This is a genomic window from Methyloradius palustris (assembly GCF_019703875.1).
GTDB lineage: Bacteria > Pseudomonadota > Gammaproteobacteria > Burkholderiales > Methylophilaceae > Methyloradius > Methyloradius palustris.
In genome coordinates this window covers 1614472-1636367 of the sequence record NZ_AP024110.1, presented here as the reverse complement: position 1 = coordinate 1636367, position 21896 = coordinate 1614472, and the positions used below count along the sequence as shown (strand labels likewise).

Genomic DNA, 21896 nt, shown 5'->3' with positions numbered 1-21896 from the left:
GGGTTTATTGAATTGAGTCTATATTAATAGAGACTTTCCCAGAATTTCCACCATACACGTTTGTCACTAGGTACCGCAGATCCAAGCATTTTGCTCTCTGGGTAGTTGGTTTGTAGAACGCGTAATGTATCTTGTTTCAAGTCATCCATGCTCAGCAAGTCATAGGCACTAATCATGATGACAAGCGCTTCTTCTACGCTGGTTGAATCTGGGTAGTATTCCAGTACATATTTGCCGCGATTAAGTGCTGCAACATAAGCCTGACGCTTCATGTAGTAGCGGGCAACATGCAGTTCGTGTTCTGCCAGTGAGTTGACCAAATAGGTCATGCGTAGAGTCGCATCAGGCACATACTTGCTGTTTGGATACAGCGTAACTAAGTCTTTTAACGACAGGAATGATTCGCGCAGTGTTTTAGGGTCGCGATCACTAATACCTTGCTTGGTCAGTTTCTCGATAACGCCACGTTCATTAAATGTTGCTAAGCCTTTCATGTAATAAGCGTAATCAATATTGGGGTGATTAGGATGCAACTTGATAAAACGGTCGGCAGCAGCCATACACGAAGTAGGATCGTTCTTCTTATAATGAGCGTAAATGACTTCTAATTGTGCTTGCGTAGCATAACGACCATGTGGGAAACGTGATTCGAGCACACCAAAATACTTGATGGCTTTTTCGTAATCGCGGTCTTTCATTTTTAGTTCGGCTTCAGTGTAGATGCGGTCTGCAGTCCAGCCCTTGGTTTCATCAATCGGCGTAGGGTCACCAAAAATGGCGCAACCTGTAAGCCAAGCAGTCAGACATAGACCCGCAATAAAGGCTAAACTATGCTTAGCAATATTATTTTTTCGCATGCTGACTTTACTGAAATTAAGATTCATAACCCAAGTCCAATTTACCAATTCACTAAGATTCATAGATTATAACCGATGACCCAAACCGCTCCTACCATTCTCATTATTCCACAAGATTTAGGTGGTTTACGCCTTGATCAGGCATTGCAAAAGCTCATGCCAGAGTATTCCAGATCACGCCTGCAAAGCTGGATAAAAACAGGCGCGGTGACTTTGGATAATCAAGCCGCGACTTCCAAGATTAAGGTGTGGGGCGGGGAGCGGATCGAAATCACACTGCAAGCATTGCCAGAAGACAACGCATTTGCGGCAGAGGATTTACCTCTGGACATTGTTTATGAAGATGATCATTTGCTTGTGATTAATAAACCTGCAGGCTTGGTTGTTCATCCAGCCGCCGGTAACTGGCAAGGCACTTTACTTAATGCGCTGCTTTACCACGTGCCGCAGGTGAAAGACTTGCCACGGGCAGGTATCGTGCACAGGCTCGATAAAGACACCAGTGGTTTATTAGTAGTGGCCAAAACGCTTGCTGCGCAAACTAGTCTGGTACGCCAACTTCAGGCACGTACTGTGAAACGTGAATACCGCGCCATCGTCTGGGGGCAAATATGGCGCAATGGCAAAGTCGATCAGCCTATAGGCCGTCATCCACGTTCACGTACCAAAATGGCGGTGAATCGCAACGGAAAACCTGCAGTGACGCAATATGAAGTCTTGGAGCGTTTTGCAGTGCATACCTATTTGCGCTGTATCTTGGAGACAGGCCGCACCCATCAGATTCGTGTCCATATGCAGCATTTGCTAGCGCCAATGGTTGGTGACCCTGTGTATGGTATGCGCGGCATTATTCCTTTGCGCGCGATGACGCATACGCTACGTCAAGCCTTACCCCAATTCAATCGACAAGCACTGCATGCAATCAAGCTGGGTTTAATTCATCCCGAAACAGGTGAGGCGATGGAATGGCAAATTGAACTTGCACAGGACATGAAAGCCTTGCTTGAAGCTATGCGCTATGAAGAGCCTGTTGTTGAAGATGAGTATGCCGATGACGACAATGTTATCTATGCTTTTGACGATGATGAAGCTGATGAGGAGTCTGATGAAATATTAGAGGAGCTTGAAGATGACGACATTGAATGAGTCCAACTTTATTATCCCCAATTGGCCAGCACCAGCCAATATCAAAGCATTGCAAACCACACGTACTGGCGGTTTAAGCCAAAGCCCGTACGATAGCCTTAACTTTGGCGATCATGTTGGTGACGATGCGCTCACCGTTGCAAGAAACAGGCAATTACTGAATCCATTTGTGCCTACTGAACCACTATGGCTAAAGCAAACACATAGCACGATTGCGGTGAATGCTGCGCTGACGTCTTGCTTACCAGAGGCTGATGCAGCGTATTCAAAACAAAAGAATGTGGTCTGTGCTGTGATGACAGCAGACTGCCTACCAATATTACTGTGTGATGAGGCAGGTACCGCAGTCGCAGCAATCCATGCAGGCTGGAAAGGTTTGCTGTATGGTGTGATCGAGTCCACCATAAACGCATTAGATATTGAACCACGCCATCTATATGCATGGTTTGGCCCGGCTATTGGACCAACTGCATTCGAAGTAGGGCGAGATGTTTATGATGGCTTCCTCCAGCTTTATACCGATTCAGCGCAAGCGTTTGTTCAACTGAACACTAAAGATAAATGGCTCGCTGATATTTATCAACTGGCACGCTTACGTATGATAAATCTAGGAGTAACCCAGATTTATGGTGGCGATTATTGTACCCATACAGACCAAGAACGATTTTTCTCGTTTCGAAGAGATGGTGATACAGGGCGCATGGCTACTCTTATCTGGTTTGAATAGCTGTCACATCTTAACTGCGCTAAATTTTGGTTGGTGGCCAGACAAAAAAGTCCTGCATTATAATCCTATCAGAGCGGCTTCCTAAGCGAATCAAGGATGCAAGATCAACTAATGATTTAACTGTACGTTCTTTGGGATATTTATCATTAAAGACCCTAGCCATGTCAGCTCCCATTTCAACATACCTTTTAGGGTGCGCTAGCACTTCTTCGATTCTAGATTGCAGACTTTCTTTCTCAAATATGTAGCTGACTTCTTCATGATTATCGAAGGTGTCTTCCAAACACTGTTGCTCGTTAGTAATGCATAAGGTGTGGGCACCATAAGCTCTTGTTGGACGATCATGGAATGCGGATGAGGTATTAGGTGACATATCAATAATGCCAAGTCCATTTTTATATTGTTCACGAGACTTATAATAATTTCCGCCATGAATATACTCACAACGTTTCCCAGAAAAGTCTACATGCTCCCAGTTTTCGCCTTGAATGACAACGGGAAAATCGGCGAGTACTTTACCCATAAAAGTACTTTTGGCTCGCCGCAGATAATCATCAAGTTGAGCGTCAAAAAATAATCGGATTTGACTGAAGTTGTCGAGATCGAAGCCTTTACCCTCGAAAAACCCCATCACTAAACCATCTATATTATGTCCCAGCGGAGTGTGCATCTGGCTTTCAAGCTCACTAGCTAGGTCAAGTAGCATGGTTGAAATGGTCGGTGATAGGGTATTAACCCATAGCTTTTTTAGAGCCTCTGGATCGTTGCCATTTTTAAGGAAAAATAATTTTCCATTCTCTTTGACTTTGAAGTCAATCTCCTCCAAAGGAATTGCATCCGTTACACAAGGTTGAAATAATCCAATCACTCCTTGAAGTTGCGGCAACTGTTTTCTTAACGCGTAGTGCTCTTGAAACCAGTAAAGCGTTGCGAAGTTGGGAGCGATGTTGACATGTCTATCAAAGAAGTATGCAGGAGTATCTCCGTTCAGTGAGATGAAAGGTACATTGAAAGCCGTCCATATGTTGATTTGTTTTCCATTTTCATCCGTTGCCATCAAATCTGCAGCATAAGCCATTGGAGAAAACACAAATTCAATTTCACCTGTTGAGAGTATAGGAACCAGCTGATTGTTTGCCTCAGGAAGCGCTAAATTCAAACTGATAAACTCGTATCCTTGCTCCTCAAAATAGCGCCCGAAAGCATTGCCACCACCACTCAACGCATCAGACATGCTGGCAGCATATACATAAAGTATGGCACTCATAAAAATCCTTAATCACCAGTTAATTATAAAAATACTAACATGAAAAATATAAATTCATGGGTTGAATAGAATGCCTTTTTCTTGCCTATATTTACAATAAACTTTGAATTCACGAGGGCAACAGCTTATCCCGTATAATTGTGCCCTATGTCGATATTGCTGATTATTTTTCTTTCAACACTTGCAGGTGGTGTGCTTAGTGTTCTTGCTGCGGCGTTCTTTGCTTTGAGTGCGCGGCCAGCATGGATTCCTATGCTAGTGAGCTATGCGATTGGTGCTTTGCTCGGGGCGGTGTTTCTTGAGATTCTGCCGCACGCTTTTCATGTGGCAAGCAGTATCGAAAATATGGCTGCTACTATATTAGCAGGTATTTTACTGTTTTTTGTGTTGGAGAAGCTCGTGTTATGGCGTCATTGCCATGGTGATGAATGTGAAGCGCATGCTACACATGCCCATGACCATTCAATTGATCACCATCATGACGGCGGGCGAAGTGGCATGATGATTATGGTTGGTGATACCTTCCATAATTTTGTGGATGGCATCTTGATTAGTGCAGCATTCATGGTCGATATCAAGGTAGGCTTGGTCACCGCGTTGGCGATTATCGCGCATGAGATCCCGCAAGAAGTCGGTGATTTTCTCATTCTTTTGCATTCTGGATACACTAAAAAACAGGCATTGTTGTTCAATCTTTTATCGACACTTGCAACCGTTGTTGGCAGTGTCATTGCTTATTTTGCATTTCAGTCAATTCAGGGCGTAATCCCTACAATACTGGGCTTAGCTGCTGCCAGCATGATCTATGTGGCGGTGGCTGATTTGATACCTGGTTTGCATAAACGTACGGAGCTTAAAGCGACGGTCCAACAAGTTGTGTTAATCGGTCTTGGTGTTGGGTCTATCTGGCTCACTGAGTATTGGCTTGGAGCTTTTGTTTAAATTACTCGGTATTTCAGCTTCTCTGCGGGCTTTGTTACGTTTACGTTGGGGCGTGCTGAATAGCCAGATAAATAGTAAACAAGGTAGTAAGCCATAAAAAACAAAAGTAAGCACGCCAGCAGTCATGCTTTTTTCTGTTGCTGCCATGAGTAGGGTGATATACATCCAGGCGATTGCAACGATATACATAATTAGATCAACGTAGTTATCAATTTAAAGTGAATGAAATGATTAGATCGTTCATCCCCCTAAGTCGGTTTTGCATGATTAGGTTCCCCAAATCATCTAAGAGTATTTTACGTGATTACGCGCTAAAGGCCATTCATTTACACCGTGGCAAGAAGTTAAGACCTTGTGGTAATTAATACATGAGCTTAGTCAACTGGCACATAATCTGCGCGGCTCACCAGAATGATTGTTAAGCCTCATCTACCGATTGCAAGATGTCAATCATCGTTCGTAAAATATGTCTATGCGATAGTTTACGTTTAGTTATATGTCTACATAGCTTATCCCAAATAATGAAGTCTGTACGTGACTTACCTGCAGTGAATTATCAAATCAAGATTGCAAATTCCTAAGTCTATCTAACCCTATAATGATTTAAAGTTATTAGATATTTTTTGAAGTGGCAAATAATGAGACTTTTGCATCGCTGTTCTTTTACTTGAGGAAGCTCAGCACATGGTATAGATAGCATCATAAATAGATTTAAACTAAACGTATGATATTTGATAAAGCAAAGAGTTTGACAATTAGATTGGTGGAGATGCCAAGACTAAAGCGACTCATTTTTGCTGAACTATCTAACGCTTATGTAACACAGAGAAAATGCTGCATAATAATTCTACATACCTTAATGCTAAATTAGGGCGAGTTTAGGTGGAATGAGAAAAACACTGGGTTAATAGTAAATTCTGAGGTGAGTAACAAGTGAAAAAAGAAAATATTTTCGTTACTAGGCCAACATTGCCTCCATTGGAAGAGTTCGTCCCTTACTTGCAACAAATTTGGGACAACAAGATACTAACCAATGGAGGTCCCTTCCACCAGCAGTTGGAAAAAGAACTTTGTAAGTATCTAGGCGTAGAGCACATCTGCCTGTTCACCAACTGTACTATCGCGTTGGTTACAGCATTGCAAGCTTTGCGAATCAATGGCGAGGTCATCACCACTCCATACTCATTTGTTGCGACCTCCCACTCATTACTCTGGAATGGTATTAAGCCCATTTTTGTCGATATCGATCCAATTACACTAAATCTTGATCCGGCCAAGATTGAGGCGGCAATCACCCCCCAGACTACTGCCATCATGCCAGTGCATTGTTACGGGCATCCATGCGATGTGGAAGCCATACAAAAGATAGCTGATAACTACAATCTGAAGGTGATTTACGATGCAGCACATGCCTTTGGCGTACAAACACAAACAGGCAGCTTGCTCAATTATGGTGATTTATCTGTATTGAGCTTTCATGCTACCAAGGTATTCAATACCTTTGAGGGTGGTGCCATTGTTTGCCATGATGCAAAAACCAAACAGCGTATAGACCACTTAAAAAACTTTGGTTTTGTCGATGAAGTGACAGTCGTGGCAGCAGGGATTAACGGAAAAATGAGCGAAATTAATGCCGCCATGGGGTTGTTACAACTAAAAGATATAGATAGCGCCTTGCAAAAGCGTAAGGTTGTAGATGCAATGTATCGTCAGCTTTTACAAGGAATTTCTGGCATTTCCTGTTTACAAAACACAGGTGAAAAAACCGCAAACTATGCGTACTTTCCTATTCTGTTAAGCCAAGACTACCCATTTAGCCGTGATGAGCTTTATCAAAAAATGCACGACGCAGGCATTTATGTCAGACGCTATTTTTATCCTCTAATTAGCGAATTTCCGATGTATAGAGGTATGCCTTCGGCCGCTTTTGCTAATTTAAAGGTGGCTCATCAAACAGCGAATTCGGTTATATGCCTACCTATTTACCCTGAGCTTGAGATGCAAGATATTGAACGTATCGTTAATCTTATTCGGGGTTAACATGAGTATTGCTAGCCTATGAAATTAGCGATCATGCAACCTTATTTTCTGCCATATATCGGCTATTTTCAGCTGATTGCCGCAGTAGACGTATTTGTTATTTATGACAATATCAAGTACACCAAAAAAGGCTGGATAAACCGTAATCGTTACTTCAGAAATGGAAAAGATGAGTTATTTAGTCTGCCTTTAAAAAGCGATTCTGATTTTTTAAATATAAGTGAAAGGTTTATATCTGAGAGTTTTGATGCAAGTAAGCTGTTAAATCAACTTTCTAATGCTTACAGTAAAGCCCCATACTTTTATCAGACCCTTCCTTTGCTAGAAAAAATAATAAATTACCAAGAAAAAAATTTATTTAATTTCATTTATTACTCAGTAGTTTCAATTTGTGAGTATCTAGAAATTGATACCAAAATTGTTATTTCTTCTACATTAGATATCGACCATGAGCTGAAGGGTACAGCTAAAGTATTTGCAATCTGTGAATCATTGGGAGCATCACAATATATTAATGCTATCGGGGGAGTGGAGTTATATGGTAAAGATGACTTTTTTCAGAAAGGTATAGCATTGAAGTTTATTAAATCAAATATCACGGAATACAAACAATTCGAAAATAATTTTATACCTTGGCTTTCTATGATTGATTGCATGATGTTTAATTCGAAAGAAACTTTAATAAAATGGCTTACAACGCATTATGAATTTATTTGATGTTTTTTGAATGTATAACCTATCATGAACAGCTCGGTTACCTATTTGACAAATACTTCTATCCCGAATGACATAGAAATGCATTTAAGGTTATGTGATGAAGAGTTTCTAAACAGGCTGTCGAGTAAAGTTGATATTCATGGATATGCTCAGAAGATTGTGGATTTAGCATATCGTTTTGAAGCTTGGGAACTCAATAAATTGATTGGATTGCTAGCCGTCTATTGCAATGGACAAGAACACGCTTTCATTACCAATATTAGTGTATTACCAGCATGGCAGGGTAAGCACGTTGCTAGAGAGTTAATGCAAAGCTGTATTCAATATTTAAATACAACTGGGCTGATGTCAGTCCAGCTAAGCGTTGACAAAGAAAACTTGAGAGCAATTACATTTTACAAGAAATGCAATTTTGAAATAGCGCAGACTGATGATTTAGAAATTATGATGCGGTTGAGACTCGGTATTACCCAACTTTAAAAACAGGAGCTAGGTGTTTGATGAATTTAGCGCTATTCAAAGAGAATATGGATGTTCATGGGTATTGTGTTTTTACTAACACTTTATCCGATGACTTTATTCAGCGCCTGAATAACGACTGTTTAAAGTGGGTTGATATATGTGAGCAATATCAAATTAAGGCGGGAATTAATGCATTAGGTGATGGCACTGCGCATCATTCAGTTGGTTCTCAAGACAGTATTGATAGTTTTATTGATAAACATCTTTTTCATGAATATTTGAATCTGTATTTCAATAACGCTCCCTATATATTACATGCTTGTAATCCAGTAGGTGGACTGCCTAAAAAATTGAATTATGTACATAATATTCATCGTGATACTAGAACGTTTATTCCAGAATATCATTTCAGAATAAATATGCTGGTGATGCTTAATGACTTTACTGAAGAAAATGGTGCAACTCAAGTATTAGTGGGCTCCCATCGAAGTTCAGAGCCCCCGGATGAAGAGTTTTTTAACGAAAATTATGTTCAATTGTTAGGTCGGGCTGGAACAGTTGTGTTATTTGATTCATATCTCTGGCATCGTGCTGGCTTGAATGTAACTGAGAAAAATAGAGTGGCTCTTACGCTTAGTTATGGGCCAGCTTTTATTAAGCCGCAAATGGATTATGCGAGATTGCTAGGCGAGACTTATGGGCATGTTTTGTCAGAATTAACAAGACAAGTATTGGGCTACAATTCACGGGTACCAACTTCATTAAGCGAGTGGTACCAGAAGCCAGAACATCGTTTATATCATTCTAACCAAGGTTAGTTTAAGACCATTTAATTTGAACACGGAAGGTTCTGAAGAGTGCGCGATTTTAATAAAGAAGCGATATCGCTAGAAGATAAAAAGTATAACTATGACTTTGATGGGATAGTCAGAGATTATATGATGAAAGAATTTGTTCCATTTTTTTTAGATGGCCCTGCTTTAGAAATAGGCTGCTACGAAGGGGATTCAACAGTAGTATTAGAAAAGTATTTTCCAGATATTACTGTCATTGAAGCCTCGTCTGAAGCCATGAAGGTGACACAATCCCGAGTAAGGAAGGACATTAAATTTATAAACTCTACTATAGAGGACTTGGATACTACCCAGAAGTTTAATTCAATATTTCTTATAAATACCTTAGAGCATTTAGACAATGCAGTATTAGCGCTCACTAAAATTAAGAGTTTATTATCAGATCATGGGCGCTTGTTTATAGTAGTGCCAAATGCTGATGCACCTTCTCGTCAAATTGCGGTTTTTATGGGCTTAATTGAAACAAACAACTCAGTGACAAAGCCTGAGTGGGTGCACGGACATCGCAGGACATACTCTTTTGATACGCTAAATTTTGATATAAGAGTCGCGGGTCTAAAAACTTTTCACCGTGGTGGATTATTGTTTAAGGGTTTAGCTAATTTTCAAATGGATAAAGCTTTGCAAGCCAACATTATTGATGATAAATATTTAGATGGAATTTATGAGCTGGGTAAAATTTATCCAAGTTTTTGTTCAAGTATCTATTCTATTTGCACGCTATAAGTAAAAATTATAGAGTCAGTTTGCCAATCCCCGTGCCAATGTTATGGCGTTAGCCTAATTCCCCCGGAGTTCCACAAACTATCTTCGCAATATTTTACGGTGATACTTGCGAGTTCTATTTCGGCTGAAGTCTAGACCTCATTTGCATCCAGAACTCGATATTGATGAATTAAATTACATGAAAGTATTGAAGAGGTTTAATAATGATTAGAAATTTTAACCAAGAAATAAGTGAAATAAAAAATCATCAATATGAATATCGAACCCAGAGATTGAGTCATGGCTCATAAATCTGTCCTTATCTTTCCAGGTGGTATGCCACGTTCTGTCGCTTACCTCAACAAATTAAATGCATATGAGCAGGATCGCGAAGTCATCGGTGCGTCGTCACTAGCTTATGACCCTGCGCGCGAACTATATCCCACTTGGGCATGGTTACCTTATGTGACTGACCCGACTTTCGACGAAGCCCTGCAAAGGTTAATCGCTGAGTCCTACATTGGAGAAGTCTATACTCCTAATTTCGTGATCTGGGACTATCTTGCGCAACATCTGAGTCGCTTGGCGCCAGATGTTGTATTGGCGAACATATCGCCTGTGGACGAGGTGCTGGGAGGCTATCGGGCTGCACTAAAAAAAGCCGAGAGTTTTGTGGAGAAGCCATTAGCTCTTTCGATAACTCCAGCGACATATCCGATGCCTAGCATTGTTGAATTGGCAGGGTTGTGCCGCTATACCGACCTGATACCAGGTATGTGTGATGACGAGAAGTTGCATGTGCTGCTAGAAATTGCACGTCATTCAGTCAAAGGGGATATCGTTGAGATTGGCAGTTGGTGGGGGAAGTCAGCATTTATATTGTCGTGGTTAGCACAGCATTTCCAAATCGGAAATCTTTTGTGCGTCGATCCATGGAGTAATGCAGGTCTCCTTCAGAACGAAAAGATTGTGGATAGTTTATCGGTAAAAGTGGATGCAGATGAAGCCTTTAACGTTTTTTGCATTGGCTTGCTCCCCTTTAATGCAAAACACATTAACTATCTGCGTATGGTTTCGAAAGACGGCGCAAGGTGCTATTCCGAAGATCGTGTTGTCAGTTCTGAGTACTTTGGTGCGACACGTTATGTGGGGAAAGTCTCAATTCTACACATTGACGGTAATCATTCGTATGACACAGTGAAGACCGATATCGACTCTTGGGGAAAATTCGTGGTTGATGGCGGTTGGATCATCTTCGACGATTATATGTGGGCGTATGGTGATGGGCCGAAAAAAGTTGGCGACGATTTCGTCTATGCAAATCAATCCAGAATTGCTAATGCATTCACGATGGGCGGTGCGCTCTTTATCCAGCTAAAGTGATTAACTGGCAATGGCTGATTCGAGTCAGACTAAATTAAAGTTAATTAAATCAATGTATTTTTCAATAAAGTGAATTAAATGATTAAATCTCCCATCCCAAAAGTAGGATTTGTCTCTTTGGGCTGCCCTAAAGCTTCTTCTGACTCTGAACGTATTCTTACCCAATTACGCGCTGAAGGTTATGCAATTTCGGCGTCGTACCAAGATTCAGATATCGTGGTGGTAAACACTTGTGGTTTTATAGACAGCGCGGTTGAAGAATCGTTAGATGCGATTGGCGAAGCGCTTGCCGAAAATGGCAAGGTGATTGTGACTGGGTGCTTGGGAGCAAAAAGTGGTGTGGTGAAGAATGCCCATCCTAGCGTACTAGCTGTAACTGGCCCACACGCGCTGGAGGAAGTGATGAGCGCAGTGCATGCCAACTTGCCAAAGCCGCATGACCCATACAGCGATTTAGTACCGCCACAAGGTATACGTTTAACGCCTCAGCATTATGCTTACCTGAAAATATCAGAAGGCTGTAACCACCGCTGTAGCTTCTGCATTATTCCATCAATGCGTGGCGACCTAGTGAGCCGCCCGATTGGTGATGTGATGCAAGAGGCTGAAAACCTAGTGAATGCAGGTGTTGCTGAGTTGCTGGTGATTTCACAAGACACCAGTGCTTATGGTGTAGATGTGAAATACCGCACAGGCTTCTGGAACGGCCGCCCGATTAAAACTCGCATGACAGAGCTTGCTAGTGCGCTGGGTGAATTAGGTGTTTGGGTGCGTATGCACTATGTATATCCATACCCACATGTGGATGAGATCATTCCATTGATGGCTGATGGCATTATATTGCCTTACCTTGATGTGCCATTTCAGCATGCCAGCCCGCGTATTCTAAAAGCTATGAAACGCCCAGCTAGTAGTGAAAATAATCTGGCACGTATTAAAGCCTGGCGTGATGTATGCCCAGATATCACCATACGTAGTACCTTCATTGTTGGCTTCCCTGGCGAGACTGATGAAGACTTTGAAACGCTATTAACTTTTCTTGAAGAAGCACAGTTAGACAGGGTAGGTTGTTTTGCTTACTCGGCTGTAGATGGCGCGGCAGCTAACCAATTAGATAACCATGTGCCAGAGACTTTGAAACAGGAGCGTTTAGCCCGCTTTATGCAAGTGCAAGAGGCCATTAGTGCCAAGAAGTTGGAACAGAAAATAGGCCGTATCGAAATGGTGCTGGTTGATGAGATTGATGGTGATGTGGCGATTGGCCGTACTAGTGCAGATGCGCCAGAGATAGATGGTGTGGTTTATTTGTCGGGCGCTGAAGGTTTAGTGCCTGGTGATTTGGTTGAGGCGGAAATCATTAAGTCTGACGGCCACGATTTATGGGCTTCGGCGCCTAATCGTGACTAACTAGCGTTGCTTAGGTGGGCAGGGCAGCTTCGGAAAATAAGTCTTTGAATATTGGTTGTGGCTTTTCGCTATCAGCACGTGATTCAAGAAAATCTAAAGTGTAAGGGCACCGATTAGGCTTCTTTGATGCAGCTTTGCGTTTTTTAGATTTGGGTGCTTGTGTATCGATATAAGGCGTTTGGCTAATCCTGATGTAACCAGCGCCACTTAACTTTTCTGCAGTCGTTTCAAATTGGCTGAGTGGGTTGTCTATATTTTGAAGGGTCACAATTAGCTTGCTGACTTTAAGCACGCTATACATCACAAATTTACTTGGCGTTTGTTTGCCGTAAATTTCACCTGTATGAATATCCACAAGACTCCTTAACGCTGGTATTTAGCGCATCATAGCGCCAGCAATCTCAGGATACAAGCGCTTTGATACTCGGAACTTATTGTTTTTTCTGATCAGCATCCACAATCAGCTCAAGCAGATCCATTGGCACTGGTTTGCTGAATAAGTAGCCCTGCATTTCATTGCAGCCTATAGACATCAAAAAGTCATATTGATAGCGGGTTTCTACCCCTTCAGCGATGACATTCAAGCCTAGGTTTTGCCCAAGCGCGACAATGGCTTTTAAAATGGCTTCATTGGCTATGTCTTCTTCCAACTCCATGACAAAGCTCTTATCAATTTTCAGGTTATCAATGGGGAAGTTCTTGAGATAACCCATGCTGGAGTAGCCTGTGCCAAAGTCATCGATGGCTAGTTTGATCCCAAGAGATTTCAGGTTCTTAAGAATCTCTGTGAAGTTTGAAGTATGTTCAATCAGTGTACCTTCAGTGATTTCAATTTCTAGCAGGTCAGGGCTCAGGCCAGTTCTAGATAACACTGATTGAATCATCGGTATTAATTGCTTCTGGTAAAACTGTCTGGGCGAGATATTGATTGAAACTGGTAGTCGTACGCCAGTGGTTTTATATAGTTTTATTAACTGTTCGCAAGATTTTTCTAATACCCAGCTACCAATGTTTTCAATCAGGTTCGTTTCTTCAGCGATCGGGATAAATTTGGTTGGTGGAATCAAGCCATGTGTCGGGCTGTTCCAGCGAATTAGGGCTTCAACTCCAGTGAGTTTGCCTGTTTTAAAACTAAGTTTAGGCTGAAAATGCAGAACGAACTCATCGTGCAACAATGCTTGTCGCATGCTGTATTCAAGCTCAAGGCGCTCTACTAAAGAAGCATTTAGCTCTTTGGTAAAAAACTGGAAATTGTTTTTACCCGCATGCTTGGCTTTATACATCGCGGTGTCCGCATTTTTAAGCAGGGTTTCCGAGTCTTTTCCATCTTCAGGATACATGCTGATTCCAATGCTGCAGGTGACCACAAATTCACGGCCATCAATCACGCATGGGTTGGCTGTGATGGTCAGTATGCGCTGTAGCGTGTGGCTCAGCGCATCTAATCCATTCAGGTTTGAGAGTACCAACACAAACTCATCGCCGCCTGGGCGAGAGACGGTGTCGCTTTCCCTCACACAGCTCTCAAGTCGGTTGGCGATTGATATCAGCAATTTGTCGCCTACATGGTGGCCCATGCTGTCGTTCACATCTTTAAACTGGTCCAGATCAACAAACACAACTGCAAGCTGACTGTAACTTCGCTCACTACTATTGATCGCCTGCTGCAATCGATCTTTGAGCAGGGCACGATTGGGTAAGCCCGTCAGGTCATCATGCGTTGCTTGATACTGGATAAGCTCGCTATATGTTTTCCGCTGTGTAATGTCTTCTACTGTGCCTTCGTAATAGAGTAACTTACCAGCCTCGTCTTTTACCTCGCGCGCGTTTTCTGAAATCCAGATCACGCTGCCATCCGCACGATATACCTCTGCCTCAAAATCGGTCACACGTCCGTGCAAGTGCATGAATTCGGCGAACTCTTGACGAATACCCGGATTCACATATAGCTGTTTTTCAATATTATTCAACGAAGACACCAGATCCTCAGCTGATTCATACCCGTAAATTCTCGCCAACGATGGATTTGCGTTCAGGTAACGACCTTCAGGGCTAGTCTGGAAAATGCCTTCAACGGTATTCTCAAAAATACTGCGATAGCGTTTTTCTGCCTGTTGCAGTTCATATTCACTATTTTTGCGTATGGTAATGTCCTGAATAAACCCTTCCAGCGCTTCTAGCACACCTTGGTTGTTAAATATGCCTGTGCCGCGTTCGAGCACCCAACGGATACTGCCGTCTAGTGTTTTAATGCGATATTCGATACTGAATCTTTGGTGGTTAGCGGTGGCCGTTGCGACAGATTCTCGTACAAACTGACGATCTTCAGGCAGTATCAATTCTTCGTATGAGATTTTCCCGTTATCCAGTAAATCCTTGGTGTAATAGCCTGTTAATCGTGTGCAGCCTTCACTCACAAAAATCATTGACCAATGCTCATCATTCAGACAACAGTAAGCCATGCCGTCAAGGTTGCGCAGGAGCGAATCCAGCACGATTTCACGGTTTTTTAGCCAATCAACAATAAAAGAATTGGCGCCTGTACTAACAAATTGGTCTTCTGGAATTCGGGGAGCGATGCGCAATCGCATTAAAGGCCACTTTCTTAGATATAAGTATTCATGAGCTATAACTGAAGAGAACGATAGATTTAGAGCAAACTTTAGGCCAGCTTGATATTGAGTACTGAAAGCTTGAAGATTCAGAAAATTTGAAGTAGCCTTTTTAAGGCTGAAGTTAATCTAATGACTAACATGCACTAAAGAAGTGCGGTCTGTTGATGGTGCTTTGGTGTTTAACTGAGTTAGGTATCGAGGTCCAAAGTGCTTCGTAAGCCAAAAACTTAGCAAGAAGATAGAATGATTACTTACGTTTCATTTGTACATGGTGGCGAATGATATCAATAGCGTTATCTCTGATATATTTGCATTCAGTGTCTTTTATCCACATATTGAGTAAGCCTACAAAAAACAAGTGGGTGTCTAAGGCAAGTTGGGCAGGGTGGTGATTGCTGTTAAGTAGGTCTTTAGCGGCTGCACGCGCGTAGATAGTTTCAAGTTTTTGTACAATATTTTGACATGTGCTTAATATCTGTTGCAGAACTTCTGCAAGTTCTTCAACATATTCACATTTTGTCATCATGATTTCATATGTCTGTTGTGTAGTTATTGACTGTTCTAAAGTTTGAATAATGCCGCAGAAGTATTGTTCTATGCTGTTTAACGGATCCCCTGTAGATTCGTTTAATACTGCATCATCAATCAGATCAATCAGCGGCAAAAAAACTTGCTCGCGCATGGCCTGGAACAATTCAGTTTTATTGTTGAAATGCCAATATACTGCGCCGCGAGTGACATTGGCTTGTGTTGCGATTTGTTCTATTGTGGTTCGGCTAACGCCACGTACAAGGAACACCTCGCGGGCTGCATCAATAATGCGCAGGCGTGTTACTTCGGCATCTTCTTTAGTTTTACGTACCATGTTTTAAAAGTTGTCCATTTAAAGTCGTATCGTATTTATTCGAAAAATTATTGTTTACATACAATCATGTTTGTATATAATATACATACATTCAAGAATGTAAGCAAGTAAATCTATATATTAGACATGGAGTTACGCATGGCAATGTTCCGCAATCATAATCAAAAACAATCTGGTAATCGCGAAGTGAGCGTCATTAAAAAGCCAGTATCAATACTTATGCTGGGGCTTGTGGCATTCACGCTTTTTGCCTGCGGTAAAAAAGACCAAGCTGGCGGCCAAATGCCACCAATGCCCGTCAGTGTGATAGAAATTCAACCTGCCAGTGTGCCGGTCAGTGCAGAAGCTGTGGCACAAACTGAGGGTGCAAAAGAAGTTGAGATACGTCCACGTGTTGGCGGTATCTTGCTTAAACGCCTTTATGAAGAGGGCGAGTCAGTGAAAGCTGGCCAGGCAATGTTCCAGATTGATCCTGTGCCTTATCAAATTGCCTTGGCGCAAGCCCGTGCTGTTTTAGCACAGCAAAAAGCTAAAGTTGAGCAGACCGAACGCGAAGAAGCTAGATTAAAAAACTTGCTTGCCACTCAATCTATCAGTCAGCGTGAATACGATAATTCACTTTCTGATAATGATGTCGCCAAAGCTTCATTGCTACAAAGTGAGGCAAGTGTGCGTGAAGCTGAGCTGAATCTTTCTTACACCACCGTGACTGCGCCAGTAAGCGGTATTTCCGGGCGCTTCCAGTTTTCTGAAGGTGCATTGGTTTCTGCAAATACTAGCCTGTTAACGACTTTGGTTCAACTCTCACCGATTTGGGTACGATTTAGTTTTTCTGATAGTGAGTTAGCCAAACTAGGTGGTCATTTAAGTGACAAGACAGTTAAAGAAGTTGAATTGATCATGCCAGATGGCAGCCAATATATGCAGAAGGGCAAGCTCAATTTTGCTGCGAGTCAGATTGACCCTGCATTAGGTACGCAGCAGTTGCGCGCTACATTTGAGAATAGCGATAAACGTTTGTTGCCTGGCCAGTTTGTACGTGCCCGAATTACTACAGGTTCGCACGATGGTGTATTCCTGGTGCCTCAGGCGGCGGTTTCTTCTGCTGCACAGGGTAAATTTGTATATGTGCTGAACGAAAAGAATGAAGCCACAGTGCGCACGATTGTGCCTGGTGATTGGGTAGGTACCGATTGGATTATTCTGGATGGTCTGAAAGCTGGCGATAAAGTGATTGTAGATAACATTATCAAGCTACGTCCTGGTGCACCTGTATCGCCGCATCCATTTGGTGAAGCACCAGCTGGCGCGCCATCAGCACAACCTGCCAAGCAATCATAAAGCGGTATTATCATGACTAGATTCTTTATTACACGCCCTATCTTTGCCTCAGTATTGTCGATTATTGTCGTGCTGGCAGGGCTCGCTGCGGCAATGAAACTGCCGATTGCACAATATCCGCAAATTGCTCCGCCTACAGTGCTGATAACGGCAACTTATCCAGGTGCAAGTGCTGAAACACTCTCTAAAACAGTAGCTGCGCCAATTGAAGAGCAGTTGAGCGGTGTTGAAGGCTTGCTTTACTATCAATCAAGCGCAGACTCAAGCGGCACTTTGACTATTACAGCTACCTTCGAACAAGGTACTGATGTTAATCAAGCTACTTTTAACGTCAGCAATCGCGTCAATATCGCTACACCACGGTTGCCAGATGAAGTGAGACGTACTGGGCTGATCGTCCAAAAGCGTTCTAATGACATCCTGATGGCAGCGATGTTGATTTCACCGAGCAAAAAATTCGACCCACTGTACTTGAGTAACTACGCTACCTTGAACGTGGTCGATGAAATGAAGCGCATCAAGGGTGTGGGCGATGTAACCATTTTTGGTGGGCAAGATTATGCAATGCGTGTTTGGCTAAAGCCAGACCGTATGGCGCAGCTTGGTATTAGTACTACCGATATATCAACGGCTATTCAGGCCCAGAATGCGCAATATGCTGCGGGCAAGATAGGTCAGGATCCTGCCCCTAAAGATCAGCAAATTGTTTATACAGTGACAGCTAAAGGCCGTCTTGTTGATCCTTCGGAATTTGGCAATATTATTATCAAGGCGAATGGCCCAAGTGGTGTGTTGCGTCTTAAAGACGTTGCTCGCATTGAGTTGGGCGCACAAACTTATAACGTAAGCAGTACGCTGGATGGTCAGCCTGGTGTTGCTTTGGCCATTTTCTTGCAGACGGGAGCCAATGCGTTAGATACAGCAACTGCTATTAAAGCCAAGCTTGAAGAGTTGAAGGCGCGCTTTCCTGAAGGCATGGATTACCGTATTCCTTACGACACCAGTGATTTCGTTAAAGCCTCTATTGAAGAAGTGGTCAAGACCTTGGGTGAAGCCATGGTACTGGTAGTGCTTGTAGTATTCCTGTTCTTGCAAAACTGGCGCGCCACCCTGATTCCTTTGATTGCTGTGCCTATTTCATTGATAGGTACATTTGCAGGGTTGTGGCTGTTCGGCTTCTCAATCAATACTTTGACGCTTTTTGCCATGGTGCTTTCCATCGGGATTGTGGTGGATGATGCCATTGTTGTGCTCGAGAATATCGAGCGACTGATGGCAGAAGAAAAGTTAACGCCAATCAAAGCCGCCATTAAATCTATGGAGCAAGTTGCGGGTGCGGTTGTGGCGATTGTGTTGGTCTTGTGCGCCGTGTTTGTGCCAGTGGCATTCCTAGGTGGTATTGCGGGTGAGTTGTATCGCCAGTTTGCTGTCACAGTTGCTGTCGCGGTGGTGATTTCAGGGATGGTGGCGCTGACGCTTACACCAGCACTGTGTGCAATTCTGCTGAAACCTACGCACAAAGAATCAAAATTCTTCAAACCATTTAACGATCGCTTTTTAAAGCTCACTAACTTTTATAAAAGCACCGTGACTTTAACCTTGCATCATCGGATTATTGGGGCGATCGTATTTGGCGCAATTATCGTCGTTGCCATTGTGCTTTTCATCCGAGTGCCAGGCAGTTTTGTACCACCTGAAGATCAAGGCTATGTGGTGACAGCCGTGATCATGCCTGACGGCGCAACTCTGGCTCGCAGCACCAAAACCATGGAGGCAGTGCGCTCTGCAATTTCACAGCGTGAGGGAGTGGCTACCGAGTTCGTCATCAATGGTTTCGATTTGATTGGTGGCGGTAATAAAACCAGTGCTGCAACCATGTTCGTGCGGATGAAAGATTGGTCTGCACGTAAGGCAACTGCTGACGATATTGTTGGGCAGCTGTTTGGAATCGGTATGCAGCAGCCAGATGGTTTGGCTATTGCGTTTAATCCACCCGCTATTCGTGGGCTTGGCAACTCAGGTGGCTTTGAGTTATACGTACAGAGCCGTGGCGACTCTAATCCTATGAACTTGCTTAGCGTGGTAACTGATTTTATTGGTGCGCTGAAACAAGAGCCTAGGCTTGCAGGCATCAATACCTTCTTCCGCCCAACAGTTCCGCAATTATTTGTCGAGGTTGATGAAGCGAAAGCGATCTCACAAGGCGTTGCAGTGAGCGATGTATACGACACCCTGCAGAGCACGATGGGCCAGCTCTATGTGAATGACTTCAATCTGGCAGGCCGTACCTATCGTGTGCAATTGCAAGCGGATGCGCAATACCGCATGAAACCGGATGACTTAGGCAAAGTATATGTGCGCTCAAATACGGGCAACATGATACCGCTTTCCGCGTTGAGCAAAACCAGCAGTATTGTCGGTGCAGAGCAACTTGAACGCTACAACGGCTTGCTGTCAGCCAAAATACTGGGTGGCGGCGCCCCTGGTGTAAGTTCAGGTGATGCCATCAAGTTGGTTGAGAAAATTGCTAAGCAAAACTTGCCAGATGGATATCAAGTGGCATGGACAGGCCAGGCTTATCAAGAGAAACGCACGGGTTCAGCTGCAATATTTGCATTCAGCTTTGCCATCATTATGGTGTTCTTGATTTTGGCGGCTCAGTTTGAAACATGGGCTTTGCCACTGGCTGTGATTATGGCTGTTCCATTTGCCTTAACCGGTGCTTTGCTGGCCGTATTGATTCGCGGTATGCCAAACGATATTTACTTCCAGATCGGGCTGATTACGCTGGTTGGTTTGGCCGCTAAAAACGCCATTCTGATTGTAGAGTTTGCTAGCCAGAAACTGGAAGAGGGCATGCCTATCATGGAGGCTGCGATTGAAGCTGCACGCTTACGCTTCCGCCCGATTGTGATGACATCCATGGCATTCGTTCTGGGTATCGTGCCACTAGTAGTAGCCACAGGCGCAGGCTCGGCAGCGCGTCGCTCTATGGGTACTGGTGTATTTGGCGGCATGTTGCTCGCTACATTTATTGCGACTATTTTTATCCCGCTATTCTTCACTTGGCTCACGGGTAAAAATAGTACAAGACATCATCATGATGATCACGAAAAGGAAACGGTATGATGCCGCGTTTTAAGATTGCTCATTTGGCAGTAATCGCGACCCTAATGCCAGGTTGCATGATGGTCGGGCCTGATTACAAGAGACCAGAGGCTAATGTGCCACCGCAGTACAGCGCGGTGGAACCTGTCCAAGCTTCGAATGAAGCTGAAGTATCAAGCACTTGGTGGCAACTGTATCAGGACCCAGTGCTTAATGAATTAGTAGAAAAAGCACTCAAAAATAATACCGATATCAAACTGGCTGTGGCCAAGGTTGAAGAGTCTGACGCCTATTTGCGTGAGGTTGGTGCTGCTTTATTCCCTGAGATAGATTTCGATGGCAGTGGTAGTCGTTCGCGTATTTCTCAGTTAGGTGCAACGCCATTACCTTCATCGGTGCCGCCAGTGAGAAACAACTTCAGTGGCCAGATTGGCACTAATTTTGAACTCGATTTCTGGGGTCGTTTACGTCGCTTGAAAGAGTCAGCACGCGCGCAGGCTTTATCTACACGTTATGCCAAAGATACGGTTGATCTCTCCCTTAAGGGGCTGGTGGTTAGTAATTATCTGTTGTTGCGCAGCCTTGAAGCGCAAACTGCATTGACGGAAGACAGCTTAAAGAGCCGTGAAGAAAGTCTGGCGTTAACCAAACGTCGCCTGCAAGGTGGCGTCTCTTCTGGGCTAGATGTTGAGCAAGCACAAGTTGCAAGCTCTAATCTGGTTGCGCAAGTGGCTGAACTTAAAAGGCAGCGCGATATCGCTGAACATCAACTAGCGGTGCTTACTGGCGACCTAGCGTTAACAATTCCAGCAGGCACACTAGATAGCTTGCCAATCCCACCGATTCCGCCCGTGGGATTGCCATCCAGCTTACTGGCTGCGCGGCCTGATATTCGTCAGTCAGAAGCCTCTATGATTGCAGCAAATGCGAATATTGGTGTGGCTAAAGCTGCGTTATTCCCGACGATTTCGCTGACTGCGAATTACGGCGGCCAGAGTGCTGATTTGAGTGATGTGTTGAAATCTGCAGCGCGCATCTGGACTGGTGGTTTAAGCCTTAACCTGCCTATCTTTGATTCTGGTCGTTTAGATGCCAGGGTGGATCAGGCAACTGCTAAGCAGAAGCAGGCTCTGGCTTCATACGAATCATCAATCCAGACTGGATTTAAAGAAGTCAGCGATGCATTGGTCACATTAAGCCGTACTGCCGAGAGAGAAGCCGCTTTGCAAACCAGCAAAGATGCATCGAAACGCGCACTGATGATTGCCGAGAATCGCTATAAGTCAGGCTACTCAGGTTACTTGGATGTACTAGATTCACAACGTACCTATAACGATGCGGCATTGGCTTATATTCAGAGCCGTCAGTCACGTTTGAGTGCGAGTGTGGATTTATTCAAGGCATTGGGCGGTGGCTGGAAAGATCCGCAGCAGCAAGCTGTCGCAAAGCAATAAGACTCA

Annotated in this window: 18 protein-coding genes; 13 read left to right on the top strand and 5 right to left on the bottom strand. The window is 43.5% G+C overall.

The features are described 5' to 3' along the window. Window positions 1-23: 23 nt before the first annotated feature. Window positions 24-857 carry an outer membrane protein assembly factor BamD gene (locus tag ZMTM_RS07875; protein WP_221763360.1) on the bottom strand — a complete coding sequence of 278 codons (834 nt, stop codon included), beginning with the start codon at window positions 855-857 and terminating at the stop codon, window positions 24-26. Window positions 858-932: 75 nt separating this feature from the next. Between ZMTM_RS07875 and rluD the strand changes: the two genes are divergently transcribed. Next, window positions 933-2003, top strand: coding sequence for a 23S rRNA pseudouridine(1911/1915/1917) synthase RluD (gene rluD, locus ZMTM_RS07870; protein WP_221763359.1), 1071 nt, complete (start codon window positions 933-935; stop codon window positions 2001-2003). Next, window positions 1987-2730, top strand: coding sequence for a peptidoglycan editing factor PgeF (gene pgeF / locus ZMTM_RS07865; RefSeq protein ID WP_221763358.1), 744 nt, complete (start codon window positions 1987-1989; stop codon window positions 2728-2730). Before rluD ends, pgeF begins: the two co-directional genes overlap by 17 nt. A 19-nt stretch (window positions 2731-2749) precedes the next feature. On the opposite strand, the gene ZMTM_RS07860 is transcribed toward pgeF, so the two are convergent. After that, window positions 2750-3997: a glycosyltransferase family protein gene (locus ZMTM_RS07860; RefSeq protein ID WP_221763357.1), complete on the bottom strand. Its 1248-nt coding sequence runs from the start codon at window positions 3995-3997 to the stop codon at window positions 2750-2752. Between the two features lie 147 nt (window positions 3998-4144). On the opposite strand from ZMTM_RS07860, the gene ZMTM_RS07855 reads away from it, so the two are divergent. The 8 genes from ZMTM_RS07855 to rimO all read left to right on the top strand — a co-directional run bounded on the left by ZMTM_RS07855 (window position 4145) and on the right by rimO (window position 12507). After that, window positions 4145-4939: a ZIP family metal transporter gene (locus tag ZMTM_RS07855; protein WP_221763356.1), complete on the top strand. Its 795-nt coding sequence runs from the start codon at window positions 4145-4147 to the stop codon at window positions 4937-4939. Between the two features lie 933 nt (window positions 4940-5872). Beyond that, window positions 5873-6979: a DegT/DnrJ/EryC1/StrS family aminotransferase gene (locus ZMTM_RS07850; protein ID WP_221763355.1), complete on the top strand. Its 1107-nt coding sequence runs from the start codon at window positions 5873-5875 to the stop codon at window positions 6977-6979. A gap of 18 nt (window positions 6980-6997) precedes the next feature. Continuing rightward, window positions 6998-7696: a WbqC family protein gene (locus ZMTM_RS07845; protein ID WP_221763354.1), complete on the top strand. Its 699-nt coding sequence runs from the start codon at window positions 6998-7000 to the stop codon at window positions 7694-7696. A gap of 24 nt (window positions 7697-7720) precedes the next feature. Beyond that, entirely contained in the window at window positions 7721-8176 is a 456-nt protein-coding gene (locus ZMTM_RS07840; RefSeq protein ID WP_221763353.1) for a GNAT family N-acetyltransferase, read from the top strand. Between the two features lie 20 nt (window positions 8177-8196). Continuing rightward, window positions 8197-8976 carry a phytanoyl-CoA dioxygenase family protein gene (locus tag ZMTM_RS07835; protein ID WP_221763352.1) on the top strand — a complete coding sequence of 260 codons (780 nt, stop codon included), beginning with the start codon at window positions 8197-8199 and terminating at the stop codon, window positions 8974-8976. Window positions 8977-9015: 39 nt separating this feature from the next. Beyond that, complete coding sequence (locus ZMTM_RS07830) at window positions 9016-9738, top strand: class I SAM-dependent methyltransferase (RefSeq protein WP_221763351.1); 723 nt, start codon at window positions 9016-9018, stop codon at window positions 9736-9738. A 279-nt stretch (window positions 9739-10017) separates the two neighbouring features. Further along, complete coding sequence (locus ZMTM_RS07825; protein WP_221763350.1) at window positions 10018-11100, top strand: class I SAM-dependent methyltransferase; 1083 nt, start codon at window positions 10018-10020, stop codon at window positions 11098-11100. Window positions 11101-11178: 78 nt separating this feature from the next. Beyond that, window positions 11179-12507 carry a 30S ribosomal protein S12 methylthiotransferase RimO gene (gene rimO, locus ZMTM_RS07820; protein ID WP_221763349.1) on the top strand — a complete coding sequence of 443 codons (1329 nt, stop codon included), beginning with the start codon at window positions 11179-11181 and terminating at the stop codon, window positions 12505-12507. 10 nt (window positions 12508-12517) lie between these two features. On the opposite strand, the gene ZMTM_RS07815 is transcribed toward rimO, so the two are convergent. The 3 genes from ZMTM_RS07815 to ZMTM_RS07805 form a co-directional block, all read right to left on the bottom strand. Continuing rightward, window positions 12518-12862, bottom strand: coding sequence for a hypothetical protein (locus ZMTM_RS07815; protein WP_221763348.1), 345 nt, complete (start codon window positions 12860-12862; stop codon window positions 12518-12520). Window positions 12863-12938: 76 nt separating this feature from the next. Beyond that, entirely contained in the window at window positions 12939-15098 is a 2160-nt protein-coding gene (locus tag ZMTM_RS07810; RefSeq protein WP_221763347.1) for a putative bifunctional diguanylate cyclase/phosphodiesterase, read from the bottom strand. 271 nt (window positions 15099-15369) lie between these two features. After that, on the bottom strand, window positions 15370-15987 hold the full coding sequence (locus ZMTM_RS07805; RefSeq protein ID WP_221763346.1) for a TetR family transcriptional regulator: 618 nt from the start codon (window positions 15985-15987) through the stop codon (window positions 15370-15372). Window positions 15988-16125: 138 nt separating this feature from the next. Here ZMTM_RS07805 and ZMTM_RS07800 point away from each other — a divergent pair, with 138 nt between their 5' ends. The 3 genes from ZMTM_RS07800 to ZMTM_RS07790 are packed head-to-tail and all read left to right on the top strand — an operon-like array spanning window position 16126 to window position 21890. Next, entirely contained in the window at window positions 16126-17328 is a 1203-nt protein-coding gene (locus tag ZMTM_RS07800; RefSeq protein WP_225906989.1) for an efflux RND transporter periplasmic adaptor subunit, read from the top strand. 12 nt (window positions 17329-17340) lie between these two features. After that, window positions 17341-20457 carry an efflux RND transporter permease subunit gene (locus tag ZMTM_RS07795; RefSeq protein ID WP_221763345.1) on the top strand — a complete coding sequence of 1039 codons (3117 nt, stop codon included), beginning with the start codon at window positions 17341-17343 and terminating at the stop codon, window positions 20455-20457. Continuing rightward, entirely contained in the window at window positions 20454-21890 is a 1437-nt protein-coding gene (locus tag ZMTM_RS07790) for an efflux transporter outer membrane subunit (protein ID WP_221763344.1), read from the top strand. The genes ZMTM_RS07795 and ZMTM_RS07790 overlap by 4 nt, the downstream gene beginning before the upstream one ends. The last annotated feature ends 6 nt before the right edge of the window (window positions 21891-21896 follow it).

Excerpts from the sequence above, each read along its gene's own strand:
- ZMTM_RS07795 (WP_221763345.1), top strand. The coding sequence starts at position 17,341 with ATGACTAGATTCTTTATTACACGCCCTATCTTTGCCTCAGTATTGTCG.
- pgeF (WP_221763358.1), top strand. The coding sequence starts at position 1,987 with ATGACGACATTGAATGAGTCCAACTTTATTATCCCCAATTGGCCAGCA.
- ZMTM_RS07790 (WP_221763344.1), top strand. The coding sequence starts at position 20,454 with ATGATGCCGCGTTTTAAGATTGCTCATTTGGCAGTAATCGCGACCCTA.
- ZMTM_RS07845 (WP_221763354.1), top strand. The coding sequence starts at position 6,998 with ATGAAATTAGCGATCATGCAACCTTATTTTCTGCCATATATCGGCTAT.
- ZMTM_RS07840 (WP_221763353.1), top strand. The coding sequence starts at position 7,721 with ATGAACAGCTCGGTTACCTATTTGACAAATACTTCTATCCCGAATGAC.
- ZMTM_RS07860 (WP_221763357.1), bottom strand. The coding sequence starts at position 3,997 with ATGAGTGCCATACTTTATGTATATGCTGCCAGCATGTCTGATGCGTTG.
- ZMTM_RS07805 (WP_221763346.1), bottom strand. The coding sequence starts at position 15,987 with ATGGTACGTAAAACTAAAGAAGATGCCGAAGTAACACGCCTGCGCATT.
- ZMTM_RS07810 (WP_221763347.1), bottom strand. The coding sequence starts at position 15,098 with ATGCGATTGCGCATCGCTCCCCGAATTCCAGAAGACCAATTTGTTAGT.
- ZMTM_RS07825 (WP_221763350.1), top strand. The coding sequence starts at position 10,018 with ATGGCTCATAAATCTGTCCTTATCTTTCCAGGTGGTATGCCACGTTCT.
- rluD (WP_221763359.1), top strand. The coding sequence starts at position 933 with ATGACCCAAACCGCTCCTACCATTCTCATTATTCCACAAGATTTAGGT.
- rimO (WP_221763349.1), top strand. The coding sequence starts at position 11,179 with ATGATTAAATCTCCCATCCCAAAAGTAGGATTTGTCTCTTTGGGCTGC.
- ZMTM_RS07800 (WP_225906989.1), top strand. The coding sequence starts at position 16,126 with ATGGCAATGTTCCGCAATCATAATCAAAAACAATCTGGTAATCGCGAA.
- ZMTM_RS07835 (WP_221763352.1), top strand. The coding sequence starts at position 8,197 with ATGAATTTAGCGCTATTCAAAGAGAATATGGATGTTCATGGGTATTGT.
- ZMTM_RS07855 (WP_221763356.1), top strand. The coding sequence starts at position 4,145 with ATGTCGATATTGCTGATTATTTTTCTTTCAACACTTGCAGGTGGTGTG.
- ZMTM_RS07875 (WP_221763360.1), bottom strand. The coding sequence starts at position 857 with ATGCGAAAAAATAATATTGCTAAGCATAGTTTAGCCTTTATTGCGGGT.